This is a genomic window from Gemmata algarum (genome assembly GCF_034097035.1).
In the GTDB taxonomy this organism is placed as follows: Bacteria; Planctomycetota; Planctomycetia; order Gemmatales; family Gemmataceae; genus Gemmata; species Gemmata algarum.
The window spans coordinates 32023-45510 of the sequence record NZ_JAXBLV010000111.1 but is presented as its reverse complement, the minus strand read 5'-3'; the positions used below and the strand labels follow the sequence as shown (position 1 = coordinate 45510).

Here is a 13488-nt window from a genome sequence, read left to right as displayed (position 1 = left end):
CCGCACAACTTGCTCGATAAATTCGACTGTTAGAAGTGAGGAATTCGCCGATGAGTACCGAGAACGAGTCCCCGAAGCCCGAGCAACCGGCGCAGCCTGCCCAGCCGAGCCCGGCCGCTTACGGGGCCGCGCCTCAGGCGCCGCTTGACCCCGGGGCCGCGAAACCTGCGCAACCCGGCGCCCCGGCCGCTTACGGGGCCACCCCTCAAGCACCGCTGGGTAAGGGGCCACCGCGCCCGGGCGGTCCGCGCCCCGGTGGGGGCAGCTTCGGTGGGAACCGCCCGTCCACCAACCGCGGCGACCGGCCGAACCGGTTCGACAAGCCGTTCAACCCCGGCGGCGCGCCACCGCAGCTCTTCGTCGGAGCCGAGAAGCCCAATAACCGCGAACTCGACAAGCTCATCGAGGACGAGCTGGCCGCCGCGATGGGCGACTTCGACGTGTCGAAGACGGTCGCCGCGGTGGAGCAGGTCCAGAAGCCACGGGCCGCGGGCGCCAGCGGTCGTAAGGTCGGGGTGGTGGTGGGGGTCCACGGCAACGACGTGTTCATCGAAGTGCCGGGCGGGCGCAGCCAAGGGTTGCTGCCGCTCCAGCAGTTCGAGGGGCGCCGGCCGGCGGTGGGCGAGTCGGTCGAGTTCGACATCGACCACTACGACTCCGCTAACGGGCTGCTCATCCTCACCCGCGAGGGCTCTGCACAAGTCGTTCACGACTGGTCGCAGGTCTCGTACGGCATGATCGTCGAAGCGAAGGTCACCGGCACCAACAAGAATAAGACCGGGCTGACGGTGGAAGTAGCCGGAATCAAGGGCTTCCTCCCCGCCAGCCAGCTCGACCTGTACCGGGTCGAAAACGTCGACCAGTTCGTGGGCCAGCGGCTGAAGGTGATGGTCGCGGAGGTGAACCCGGAGGAGCGGAACCTCATCGTGAGCCGCCGCGCGGTTCTGGAGCGCGAGAAGCAGGTCAAGGCCGAGGAGTTCTGGCGCACCGTTGAAGAGGGGCAGGTCCGCAAGGGCATTGTACGTAGCGTCAAGCCGTTCGGTGCGTTTGTGGATCTCGGCGGCGCCGACGGGCTGATCCCGGTGTCCGAGTTCTCCTGGCAGCGGGTCAACGACCTCAACGAGGTTGTGAAGATCGGGCAGGAGGTCGAGGTCAAGATCAACCGCATCGATTTCGAAGCGCGAAAGATCGGGCTGAGCATGCGGGCGCTGACCGTCAGCCCGTTCGACGAGTTCACGAAGACCACGCAGGCTGGCGCACGGGTCACGGGCAAGGTCTCACGGCTCGCCGATTTCGGCGCGTTCGTGGAACTGTCCCCTGGGGTCGAAGGGCTGATTCACATCTCGGAACTCTCGACTCAGCGGGTGCGCCGGGTGAGCGACGTGATCGAGGTGGGCCAGAACGTGATCGTCGAGATTCTGAGCACGGACCCGGCAACAAGGCGTATCGCACTGAGCCTCAAGAAGATCGCGACCGAAGAGGAGGTCGCCGCCGAGGAGGCCGAAGAGGCCGAGCACTTGGCGGCACTCAAAGCCGCTGAGCAAGCGATGGCGAGCCGTCCGGTGAACCCGAACCTGCGCGGCGGGCTCGGCGGGCCGATCCGGTTCGACGGGCAGTAGCGACCGCGCCACACGGTTTGGTGGGCGGAGGGCGCCCCCCCTTCGCTCACTGAGCGTATACTAACGCCGTTATCCACTCCGCTGCGAGACCGTGCGCATGCCCCCCGAAGGTAACGGCTCTTCTGCCCCCCGAGAGCCGCGCGAGCTGGCGGCCCTCCTCCAAACCCTTCAGACCAACATCGGGCGCGTGTTCCTCGGCAAACCCGAGGTGGTGCGCCTCGCCTGTGTCGCGCTGCTGGCCGAGGGGCACCTGCTCCTCGACGACGTGCCCGGCGTCGGTAAAACGCTGCTCGCGAAGGCCCTCGCCCGCAGCCTCGCGTGCAAGTTCAACCGCATCCAGTTCACCCCGGACCTGCTGCCCGGCGACCTGTTGGGGGTAACCATTTACCGGTCGCAAACGGGCGAGTTCCTGTTTCAACCCGGTCCGGTGTTCGCCGAGGTGGTGCTTGCCGACGAGATCAACCGCGCCACCCCGCGGACGCAGTCGGCACTGCTCGAGGCGATGCAAGAGCGGCAGGTCACGGTGGACGGGAACACGCGCCCGCTCGGGCCGCCGTTCCTCGTCGTGGCCACACAGAACCCGCACGAGTTTGAGGGCACCTACCCGCTCCCCGAGAGCCAACTCGACCGCTTCACCCTCCGGGTCAAGGTGGGGTACCCGGACCGCGAGGCCGAGCGTGCGATCCTCACGCAGCACCGGGCCGGTGAGCCGGTCGAGTCGCTCGAACCTGTGCTGACGCCGGCGGACGTGATCGCGCTCCAAACGCACGTCCGGACGGTCCGCGTGGACCCGGCCATCGCCGATTACATCCTCGACCTGATCGGCGCGACCCGCACGCACCCCGAACTGGCGCTCGGGGCCAGCACCCGCGGCGCGCTGGCCCTGTACCGGGCGGTTCAGGCCCTTGCGGTCACGTCGGGGCGGGACTACGCCGTGCCCGATGACGTGAAAGCGCTCGCCGAGCCGGTTCTTGCGCACCGGATCGTGACCCGCAGTTGGGCGGCCGGCGGGCACCCCGACGCGGGGCCGGTGGTGCGCGAGATCCTCACCAAGCTCAAGGTGCCGGCATGAAGCGGACCGACGGCGCCGGCGGCCTCGCGCTCCAGTTCACGCCCTCCGGGATCACTTGGCTGGCTGTGTCGCTGGGGGTCGGCGCGGTTGCGTGGTTCAAGAGCATCAACCTCGTGCTGATCGTGGTGTACGTGATGCTCGCGCTGGTCGTGTTGAACGGGGCGCTGGCGCGGCGCAACGTGGCCGGCGTGAGGGCGCGGCGGTTGGCCGCGCCGCCGCTGTTCGCCGGGGAGCGGTCCGAGCACGGGGTTCGTATCACCAACGAGGGTCACGCGCCGGTGACGGTGACGGTCGAGGACCGCACGCCCGCGGGGAGCGTAACGTTCCTGGGGTACCGTGTGCCGCCGGGGGGCGCTCTCGACTGCAAGGCGTCGGGCGAGTTCCCCACCCGCGGCCGGTTCGCCGGGCCGCTGACGCTGGTGTCGAGCTTTCCGTTCGGGTTCGTCTCCTACCAGCGCCATACCGACAGCGGCGGGGAGATCGTTGTGCTACCGCGCCCGGGGCAGGCCGATCCGGACGGGTTGCGTCGCTGGGTGGCGCGCCAAGCCGGCGGCGAGGGTCGTGCTCGCAAACTGCTGCGCCGCGTGACCACGGACCGCGCCGAGGTGCGGGGGGTCCGCGCTTACCGTGCCGGGGACCCGATCCGGGACATCCATTGGCTCACGACCGCGCGTCGCGGGGAGCCGATGGTGCGCGAGTACGACACCGCGCCGTCGCCGGAACTGGTCTTGGTGGTCGAGCCGTGGCTGCCCGCCGAACCGACCCCGCAGGACTATGAGCGACTGGAGGCCGCTCTGAGCTTAGCGGTTACAGTCGCGGCGACGTGGCGCCGCGCGTTCGACAGCCCGATCATGGTGGCCGTACCCGGTCACGCGGTCGCGTCGGCCAGCGCTGAGGAAGACCTGCGCGAGGCCCTGACGCCGCTCGCCGACGCGGCCGGCGGGCCGACCCACGAACCGCTCCCGGCTGCCGCATTCGCTGGGCGACTTGCGCGGGGGGCGCGGGTGGTCGTAAGTAGCCGGCCCAACAGCCCGTTCTCCGCTGCACTGGCGCGCGAAACGGGCAAGCCGTTTGCGACGGTGTGCCCGCAGGACCGGCTCCCGTGGTACCAGCCGCCGGCCGCCCAGAGCTGAAACCGCGGTCAGACGCTTTCGGTAGCCGCTGAGCAGATCGGAGAACCGACGCTATGCCGACCGAAGCCACGTTCCGGTTCAGCACCTATCTGACGCTCGCACTGGCATGTGCCGCAGTAGGGTACGCGCAGGCGCCGATGCTGCCGGAGGCGGCCGTGTTTGCGGGGCTGGCGGTCGGGACGCTCGTCGCACTCTATTTCGTCGAATCGCGGTACGCGCTACTTTCAATCCCCGCGGCGAACCGGCTCGGCGGGATCGTCGGGGCCGCGTTTCTGGCGTGGGTCGGGTACCGGGTGAAACGCGAGATCGACACCGGGGAGTTCGCGCACCTCGGCTGGCCCATGCTGTTCGTCGCGATGTGCGGTCCGCTGGTGCTGATGCTGCTGGCGGCCAAGGCGGCTCGGGGCGAGAAGCACGCCGGCGACTACTGGACTCTGCACGGGACCGCGCTGGCGGGGATCGGGCTGGCCGCCGCGTTCGCCGACGAGGCGCTGTGCTTCGTGCTGCTCGGCCTCTACCTCGTGGCCGCCGTGTGGAGCCTCACTCTGTTCCACCTCGCCCGCTCCGCCGGGCACGTGCGCCCGGTCCCCTCGCCGGACGCGCCGGCCCCCCGCACCGCCGCCGCGAGCGGGGATCCGCACGGCTCGCGCACCGGCTTTCGCTCGGCGCTGTTGTCGGCGGCGGTTGCTGGCGCCGTTGCGCTGCCCCTGTACTTGCTCACGCCGCGGTCCACTGCCGCCAAAGCGGAGTTCGGCACCGCATCCGCCGAAATCGGCTATTCGGCTGACCAGATGGTAGACCTCAAGACTACCGGTACACTCAAGCCGAGCAACGAAACGGCGTTCGAGGTGGTCGCTACGTACCCCGACGGGACCCCGAAAAACGACATCCGACCGGATCAACGGTGGCGCGGTCGTACGCACCACCAGTACAGCGGTGGGGCGTGGAACCGGGACGCCGCGGTGCTCCCCACCATCGCTCCGCGGGCAAAGGTCCCGCTTCGCGAGGCGGGCGACTGGACCCCGCCCGACCTCGGTCCGGGTCAGTACCGACTCGAATACGCCCTCCCGCCGCGGCCGGAAGCGCACTTCGTCGCCGATCCTGTGCTGTGGATACCGGATGAGCCACCTCCGCTCGCGGGATACAACGAAGACCGTCCGCAGCCCTGGACCCCGGGCTACGACGGCACGTTCTTCTGGGAGCCGATTCAGTCTCTGCGCCGGCGGCCCTTGCGGTACGTTCAGGCGTACGCGCCACGTTCCGACCCGGACCTCGGCCCGGGCTTCCAGTTAGAATCGCACCTGTACAACGACGCGCGCGATCAGCTTCGCGTCAACCCCCTGGAGCGGGTCAAGGAGTACACCGATGCCCTGATTGCGCGGATGGTCGCGGACGGGACCCTGCCTGCCGGGTGGCGGGACGCGCAGGTGTTTCTTAACCGGCGCACTCTGCTGCCCCGCGAGGAGTACCACGAGCGCCTGGCTCGCGCACTATGCGCGCACCTCGCCACCAACCCCGAGTTCCGGTACACGCTGGAGTTGAAGCGCGAGCAGCCGAAACTAGATCCGGTTGAGGAGTTTCTGCTCCATTCGAAGTCCGGGCACTGCCAGCGGTTCGCAACAGCGCTGGTGCTGATGCTCCGCTCCCAGGGTATTCCGGCGGTGTACGTCCGGGGGTTCAAGGGGTGCGAGCACCTCGGGGACGGCCGGTACGCCGTAAAACAGGAGCAGGCGCATGCCTGGGCCGAGGCGCTGGTGGAAGTTGTGGACGGTTCGGTCCGCCGGTTCCACTGGCTGAGCCTGGACCCTACACCTGACGGGAGCGTTGCGGGTAGCGAAGTCGGCGCTCCGTGGTGGCGGGCGACCAACAACCAGATCGGCGCGTGGTTCCGGCACCACGTTGTGAACTATACGGCCGAGCAGCGGCGAAAGGACCTCACCACGCTGGCGGAAACCGCCACCCGTCCCGAATTTCTGGTCGGCTCAGTCATCATTGCGGTGCTGGTGTTGGGCGCGACAGTGGCGTACCGGCGGGCGCGGCGGCCCGCACCACTCCGGGAACTCGACGGACGTGTTCGGTGGTTCGGCGAACTGGTGGCCGTCTTGTCCGCACACGGGTTCGTACCGGAGCGTGGCGAAACGCTGCTCGAATACGCGACCCGGGCCGCCGCGGGGGTCGGCTCTCGACCCGGATGTGTGGCGGTCGCACATATTCCTGTGACGTGGGCCGAGTCGTACTATCAAGAGCGGTTCGGCAACGTCCCGCCGTCCGACGCACGCCGCACCGAACGGGCCGCCGAACTGGAATCGCTGCGCCGCGCCCTGGAGTCGTACCGCACATGAGTACCGTGAAACGTTTGACTGCCGAAACCTCTGCCGTTGTGGTAGTCGATATCCAGGATCGGTTGCTCGCGAAGGTGCCGGGCCGCGATTCGCTCGTGCGCAACGCCGGCTTCGTGCTGGATGTGGCTGCGAAACTCGCCATTCCGGTGCGCGCCGCCGAACAGTATCCCAAAGGGCTCGGCCCCACGACTGCCGAAATCGCCCGCCGACTGCCGTCGCCCCCTCCCGCAAAAACCTCGTTCAGTTGTTGCGGGGCAGGTACGTTCTTGGAAGAGCTCGAAATGCTCCGCCGGCCCCAGGTGGTGCTGGTGGGCATGGAAACGCACGTCTGTGTGCTGCAAACCGCTCTCGACTTCCTCCATGCGGGGCTGCACGTTTTCCTCGCCGTGGACGCCTTGGCGGCCCGGAACGCGGTGGATCATGACACCGCGGTGCGGCGACTGGAACTGGCCGGCGCGGTGCCGACTACCGTCGAGGCGGTCGCGTTCGAATGGCTCCGCGACGCCGCGCACTCCCAGTTCAAGGCTGTCAGTGAACTGGTCAAGGCACGCGGGTGAGTGCGAGCAAAAGTCGCGTGATCGGTGCAGTTCTCCCCTTCACCGTGGTGCCCTCGTCCCATTTCATGACGGGGAGCATTCTTTTCCGCTGTTGTGAGCAACTCTCATGGCAACTCTCCCCGGCCAGCTCTCTCCCACGCCGCGCCTGCTGCTCGGCCCCGGGCCGAGTGACGCCCACCCGCGCGTGCTGTCGGTGATGTCCACCCCGCTGCTGGGGCACCTGGACCCGCAGTTTCTTGAGATCATGACCGAAACGCAGACGATGCTGCGCGAGGTGTTTCGGACCAAGAACCAGCTCACGTTTCCGGTGTCCGCGACCGGAATGGCGGGCATGGAAACGTGCCTCGTGAACCTCATCGAGCCCGGGGACCCGGTGACGGTGTGCTGCATCGGGTATTTCGGTACGCGGATGATTGATGTCGCCGGCCGCACCGGTTGCAACCTCACGGTGAAGCACAAGCCCTGGGGCGACGTGTTCACGCTCGACGAGCTGCGTGACATCTTGAAAGAAACCCGTCCGAAGGTGCTCGCTCTGGTTCACGCCGAGACCTCGACCGGCGCCTTACAGGACATATCTGAAGTCGGCAAACTGTGCCACGAGTACGACGCGCTACTGGTGACCGACTGCGTGACCTCGCTGGGCTGTACCCCCGTGGAACTTGACGCGTGGGAGGTGGACGCCGCGTTCAGTTGCTCGCAAAAGGGCCTGAGTTGCCCGCCGGGGATGTCGCCGATCAGTTTCAGCCCCCGGGCGGTAGACAAGCTGAAGAGCCGCAAGACCAAGGTGCAGAGCTGGTACCTGGACCTCACCTCGATTCAGAGCTATTGGGGCGGCGACCGGGCGTACCACCACACCGCACCGATCACGATGATCTACGCACTGCGCGAGGGCCTGCGGCTGGTGCTGGAAGAGGGGTTGGAGGCGCGGTGGGCGCGGCACGTCCGTAACCACAAGGCGCTGAAGGCGGGGCTGGAAGCGCTCGGCCTGGAGTACATTGCCGCGGACGGGCACCGGCTGCCGCAGTTGAACGCCGTCAAGATTCCGGCCGGCATCGACGACGTTGCGGGCCGCAAGAAGATGCTGACCGAGTTCGGAATCGAGATCGGCGGCGGCCTGGGCGACTTCAAAGGGAAGGCGTGGCGCATCGGGATTATGGGCTACAACAGCCGCCCGATCTGCGTGCTGTCTGTGCTGGCGGCGATGGAGCACGTGCTCCGCGCGTTCGGGGCGAAGGTAAGCCCAGGTAGCGGCGTAGCTGCCGCCGAAGCCGTCTACGCCGCGTGAAGTCAGTGCCGCGGAGGAGCGCGGTGTTGCCGCCGCCCGGGCGCCGCGTAGGCGTCGTGAACAGCAAGGGCCGGGCGTGGCTTCGGCTCAATACCGTGTTTCGAGCCCGATCGTCAGCCCTTGCACCCATGCGTCCGAGCGGTTGACCGTTCGTGCCGGACGGTCGGCCGCGAACACGGGGCCGATTCCGTTCAGCAGCGGGATGTTTGCCGGGTTCAGCGTGCGATCAATTTGGTCCCCCGGCCGTACCGCGTCGCTCAGGTAGATGAAGCTGTACCCGAGGTAAAGTCGGGCCGAGTCGCCGAGCCGAAACCCCAGCTTCACCGTCCCCTCCGGGACCACCGCGAACACCCCGCCGGCGGTGCGCCCGAAGTTGGACGGCTGAACGTAGATCCCGCTCCCACCGAACGCCCGGGTCGCTACCCCACCAAACACCGGCGTCTGGATGACGTTCATCCCTTCTGTTTTCACCACCTCGTAGTTCTGGCCGAACGCCACTTTCGCCGTCAGTTCGCAGAACACGATCCCGCTTCGCGCGTCCGCGTGCAGGCCGAGCTGCCCCCCGTGGAACCGGTTGTGTGCGTCGAACTGGTCGGCGGTGCGCCACGTGCCCGGAAGGTCCACGAACCGCAGTTGCGTCTGCTCGATGCGCAGCCCTTCGTGGAGCTGGAAGTAGCGCCACCCGGCGAGTCCGTTCAGCTTGAAGTTCTTCCCGTCCACGAGGTTCGCAACCGTGTTAACCTCCCACCCTTGCACCCGCGTCGAGGTTGAAACACTCATGGCAGAAGAACTGATGCCGGGAAGCGCGAGCGTCAGGAACTCGTTGGCACCGGTCACGCTGTTGACGTAAGGGACGCCGAACCCCCGCACGCGGCTGCCAGGGAGATCCGAGACCGTTTCACGATACGTCCGCGTACCGAGGAACATGTAGGTGACTTCGTACCCGAAGGTTTCTGCGTTGTTGAGCGACGATCCGGTCGTGAACCGTCCGCCGGCGTGCGGTTGCGAGCCGACCGAGTTCCCGCCGATCAGCAGGGACGTTGCCGGATCTCCCACCACGGGCGGGAAGCCCGATCGAGTGCCCGCCGCGAGCGCCGGCACCGGCTGGCGCATCGGCCACCAGTAAAGGAGTTCATAGACGCCCCACTGCGGCCCGAGCGGACCCCGCGCGGGTGGGGCCTCGATCGGGTTCGTTTCGAGTTTCGGCGCGGGCTCGAGTTTCGGCTCCTCAACGCGGGGCGTGAGCGTCGGTAGCTCCACGGGGACCGGCCCGACCGCAGTGAGCGGCTGTGAAACCTCTGTGCCGGGCTTCAGAAACGGCTGCTCGGCTGCAGCCGGGGGCGGTGGCGCCGGGGGCGCCGGCGGCAGTGGTGCCGGCGGCGGAGATTGCGGTGCGAGTGGCGGGGGCACGGGGGGTGCGATCGGCTGCGCGACCGCCGCAACCGGCGCGAGAGCGAAGACGATCACCGTCAGCACCGTGCGCATGCGCTGAACTCCGAAACGGGATGATCCGGTAGCTCCCTATGCCGATGCGGTAACGGTGTGTCCAGCCGAACCGGAGTGTCCGGGCGGCACTTCCCGACTCGTTCCGAACACCCATCACGACTGGATGTTCGGAACGAGTGTCCGGCGCTTCAATTCGTCGTGCCGTTCCACCTATTCACGACGGCCGTTAGCTCGGGCGGAGTCGCCTCATCGGGCAGTTCGGAGAAGTAGTGCTGCTCGATGCGCTGGATCGTCTTCTGGAGCTCGGCATTTTGCGAGGTGGTCAGCCCACCCTGTGTTGCCACGCTCCGCAAGTAACCCAGAACCGTGACCGGGGTCAGTCGGTTGGGCACCTGCGGTCCATGCCACCGTTGCGCTGGGCGCTGGCGGCGGAACAGTCGCCACGCGACCACGGTTCCGACGCACACCGCTCCGATCAGACCGGCCAGGGCCGCGTACCGGCGGTACGTTGCGGGCGCGGAACCGAAGTTGCCGATCACGATTTCTTCGCTTGCGGGAACGATGTCGGCGTCCCGATACCGCTGGAACTTCACGAGGGTGTCGGACCCGACAGCGGTCGGGAACCGGAAGTTCGGGTCTGTTCGGTCGGGCTTGGCCTTGAGGGTCAGCAGCCATGTTCGCTCCGATCGCACCGCCGGTTGCGGGGATTCGGGATCGAACTTCACCACCGACAACGCGTGCGCGTCCGTCTTCACCGTCTCGAAACCGTCCGGGATCGCGGCCAGGAGTTGGCCCAGTTCCGGCACCAGCCCCCGTGCGGCGGCCTTGATCTCGAGCTTGAGTGTCCCTTCGGAGGCGTGCCGCTCGTCCACTGTCTGGTTCACCTCGACTCCGGTCGCGGGGCGGCGGTCGCGGCGCGAGGCGTCGAGCGAGACTGCGGCTGACTCGATTCCCAGAACCACGAACCCCGCGCCGTCCATGAAGTCGAGGTCGAGCTGGAGCGGCGGCAGCCGGTCCACCTGTGACCCGCGGGCTTTCAAGAGCACATACGCGTAGGGTGTGATCCGCCAGCCCTCCTCAGAGGCCGGTCTGGACACGACCTTGTCCGACTCGAACGTGCAGGAGACCACCTCGAAGTGCTCGCCGAGGGTGGCGCTCATCGTGTTCTCGAACCGGTCACGGTAGTTCGTTGCGGGACGCCCGTAGTTGTACGCCATCGGGTTCCCGACCTGATTCTGGAGGAACCGGCCGAACCCGCCCGAGCCCTGCTCGACCTCTCGGGTGTGGCGGAGCAGTACGAACGCCCCGAACGGCTCCATCGAGCCCACGGCCGGGGCGCCGTCCAGGACGACCTCCAGCTTCACCTCTTTCGACAGGTCCTTGTAGTAATTCAGCAGCTTCTTCGCCGGGCCGAGGCGGGGGTGGTTGTCGACCACCTCGGCGCCCATCTTGAGGAACCGCGGTTTCATGGCCGGCCTGACGGTCGCAAGTTTGGGGTACAGTGCGGCGGCGAACTCGGCGACGTGCCGTTCGCCGGCTTCGCCCGGAAGGGATTGCATGGCGGCCCGGATCTTGGCCGGCTGGCGCGGGTCCGGCAGCTTGGCCTCGGTCAGCCCTTGCAGGTCACTCGCGCCGAGCGCCGCGGAGAACCACTGCTCGTACACGGTCAGGTTCGGCGAGCCGTCCCGCTCGTCCACCTGGGCCGCGTACAGCCCGGCGACCCGCGCGAACTCGGCCATGATCTCGGTTCGTCGGGTCGTAAAGTCGGGCTTCGGTTGGGTGTCGTGCTGGAAGTCCAACTCGTCGAACATCACGACCGCCCGGGTCAGGGCGAGGCGCCAGTTGGTGGACTGCCGAGCGAGCGCGTCGTCGAGCAGGGACCGCGTCATGGCGTACCCTGCGAGCACGTCGCTCTGAAGGTCTTCGGGCTTGCGGTTCGACTTCGGCTGTCCCGGTTGCCCTTGCTGCGTGAGCTGCGTGCGGAGCGTACTGACGCTCATTCGCATCTGCTCTGTCAACCGTGCGAGCGAATCGGGCTTCAGGTTCTGGGGCGGGCCGAACACGCCCTGGAGTGCATGGCGACTGTAAATCGCGTTCGCGGTGTAACAGCTCATGAAGGCCTGGATCAGCAGCGCCTCGTCCGGCTGCGCGCACGGGAGCTTCTTGATGCGGGCGACCAGTTGGGTCAGTTCGTCGAGGTTGCGTTCCTGGAGCGAGCGGGTGACCGGCACCAGCGGCTGGCCGCGCGAGATCACCTGGCCGTTGGGGCCGTAGACGATCGGCTGTTGTGCGAAAGGGGAGTTCGGGTTGGGGTTGTGGTTCTTGGCCCAGGTGCGCAGGAACTCGGCCAGAAGCTCAGAGGCGGATGCGTGCTTGGTCGCCGCCAGTAGCTCGATGTTGGCGAACGCCGCGGTCTCCTCGCCCTCGACCAAATAGGTCCGCACGAGACTGTCCAGCGTCCGTGCCCGGAACTCCCGGTCCGCGAGCGATTCAACAAAGCGTGAGCCCGGCGCGGCGTCGATCAGGTCGTAGATGGAAATCGAATGCTCTGCTCGGGACGGCAGGCGGGTGGGCTGCACCGGGCGGCCGGGCTGGAACGGGGGCGGGGGTGGGGGCACGGCCCGGCGTGCGGCCTCGGCCTCGTCCATCCACCTTGTCGCGAAACGCACCAGGAGCTTCTGCGGGGGATTGGCGGCTTTGGTCGCAAGGTACGCGTTGATGCCCGCCGACTGGAGTTTCAAGAGCTTGCCGCGCCGGTCCGGGTTGGATGCCAGCGCCGCTTCCGCCCGGGTCAGGTGTTCGCCGAGGGCCTCGACGACGGCCCAGCCGCGCCCCGGGTTGGCGGCCATCAGCGAAACGAGCCAGGGCTTAACGATGTCGATCCGGAGCCGCGGGATCAGCTCGGTCGCGAGCGTCAAGGCGTCGTGAGTGCTTCCGGCGTCGGGAGCGCTCAGCACCGCCGCAACGGGCTTCCAGGCTGCTTCCAGATGCGCGGCCTGACCGTCCTTCGCGTTCCGGGCCAGTAACTCACGGGCGGTCGCGAGCTGTTTCGTGTGGGCGTCCCCCGCCGCCCCGGGAGCAGTACCCTTGGCGCGCGGCGTCGGGGCCACCGGCAGATCCGCGCTACCCGCAACCAAATCGGGCGTTACCCATGCGGCGAGAATTGCCGCGCACAGCACACTCGTAGCTCGCAACTTCATCCGTTCTCCTCGCCGGTGTTGAACAATTTGATTCGTCGGGATGGGGCGGTCGGGTCAGTGGCCACCGGTGTCGGGTGGCGGGCCAGCGCTCGCACCCCGCGCATCCGTTGCGAGCTTCTTTCCCTCACCTTCAGCTTCACCCTCGCCCTCACCTTTGCCCTTGGACTTGCCCTTACCTTTGCCCTTGCCTTCGCCTTTACCCTTGCCTTCACCCTCGCCGGAGCCGCTCCCCTGAAGCTCATCCGGAAGGTTGAGGGCTTGCAGATCGTTGAGGTCCATCCGTGCAAGGCGGACCGTCGCTTCGAGATCCTCGCGGAGGCGCTGCGCGGTGGCTGCATCCCCCCGAACCACCGCTTGCGCTGCGGTGACGCGGAACCACTGCCGCGCTTCTTCCACCTCCGGCTCCCATTCCGTGGCCGGGCGGCCTTCGAGCCGCATCAGCCAAGCGCTGTGGTACCGGCCGTAGGCGAGTGCGGCTTGCGCGGCCGACAGGGCCTCCGGGTCCCGCCCCGGTTCGCGCTCCAGTTCCGTTACGAGTTCGGCCAGTTCTTCTCGCCCGCGGGCGAGCGTTTGCCCCCGGAGCTTGGCCGCCGCCCGCGCCACTCGCACCCGGCGGATGTCGTCCACACGGTCTTCCGGCAGTTGCGCAATTGCCGCGTCGTATGCCGCGATGGCCGTTTCCCAGTCGCCTGCCGTCGCGGCACGCCGGGCGGTCCGGAGTTCGGACGCGGCGTCATCGGCCCGCAGCCACTTTTGTCCCGGTCCGAGGTGCCAGGTGACAATCGCCGCAAGCACCAAGAACCAGGCACCAATCAACCACTTGCGCATGAACCT

General features: G+C 67.7%; 9 protein-coding genes. 6 read left to right on the top strand and 3 right to left on the bottom strand.

Features of this window, described 5'->3' with window-relative positions:
* Positions 1 to 50: 50 nt before the first annotated feature.
* From R5W23_RS10680 to R5W23_RS10655, 6 genes are all read left to right on the top strand, one after another.
* Positions 51 to 1619 carry a 30S ribosomal protein S1 gene (locus R5W23_RS10680; RefSeq protein WP_320686315.1) on the top strand — a complete coding sequence of 523 codons (1569 nt, stop codon included), beginning with the start codon at positions 51 to 53 and terminating at the stop codon, positions 1617 to 1619.
* Positions 1620 to 1716: 97 nt separating this feature from the next.
* Complete coding sequence (locus R5W23_RS10675) at positions 1717 to 2691, top strand: AAA family ATPase (protein ID WP_261187328.1); 975 nt, start codon at positions 1717 to 1719, stop codon at positions 2689 to 2691.
* Positions 2688 to 3824, top strand: a complete 1137-nt coding sequence (locus tag R5W23_RS10670; protein WP_261187327.1) for a DUF58 domain-containing protein — start codon at positions 2688 to 2690, stop codon at positions 3822 to 3824. Before R5W23_RS10675 ends, R5W23_RS10670 begins: the two co-directional genes overlap by 4 nt.
* A 53-nt stretch (positions 3825 to 3877) precedes the next feature.
* Positions 3878 to 6166 carry a transglutaminase family protein gene (locus R5W23_RS10665; RefSeq protein WP_320686314.1) on the top strand — a complete coding sequence of 763 codons (2289 nt, stop codon included), beginning with the start codon at positions 3878 to 3880 and terminating at the stop codon, positions 6164 to 6166.
* Entirely contained in the window at positions 6163 to 6723 is a 561-nt protein-coding gene (locus R5W23_RS10660; protein ID WP_320686313.1) for an isochorismatase family protein, read from the top strand. Before R5W23_RS10665 ends, R5W23_RS10660 begins: the two co-directional genes overlap by 4 nt.
* 106 nt (positions 6724 to 6829) lie before the next feature.
* Positions 6830 to 8008, top strand: a complete 1179-nt coding sequence (locus R5W23_RS10655) for a pyridoxal-phosphate-dependent aminotransferase family protein (RefSeq protein ID WP_320686312.1) — start codon at positions 6830 to 6832, stop codon at positions 8006 to 8008.
* Positions 8009 to 8095: 87 nt separating this feature from the next.
* Here R5W23_RS10655 and R5W23_RS10650 read toward each other — a convergent pair whose 3' ends face one another.
* The 3 genes from R5W23_RS10650 to R5W23_RS10640 form a co-directional block, all read right to left on the bottom strand.
* The gene (locus tag R5W23_RS10650; RefSeq protein ID WP_320686311.1) at positions 8096 to 9493 is read right to left on the bottom strand and encodes a BBP7 family outer membrane beta-barrel protein; all 1398 of its coding nucleotides are present in this window, start codon (positions 9491 to 9493) and stop codon (positions 8096 to 8098) included.
* Between the two features lie 149 nt (positions 9494 to 9642).
* A complete protein-coding gene (locus R5W23_RS10645; RefSeq protein ID WP_320686310.1) occupies positions 9643 to 12654 on the bottom strand; it encodes a hypothetical protein in 3012 nt (1003 codons plus the stop codon).
* Between the two features lie 54 nt (positions 12655 to 12708).
* Positions 12709 to 13482 (bottom strand): hypothetical protein, encoded by a 774-nt coding sequence (locus tag R5W23_RS10640; RefSeq protein ID WP_320686309.1) that lies wholly within the window; start codon positions 13480 to 13482, stop codon positions 12709 to 12711.
* Positions 13483 to 13488: the final 6 nt, after the last annotated feature.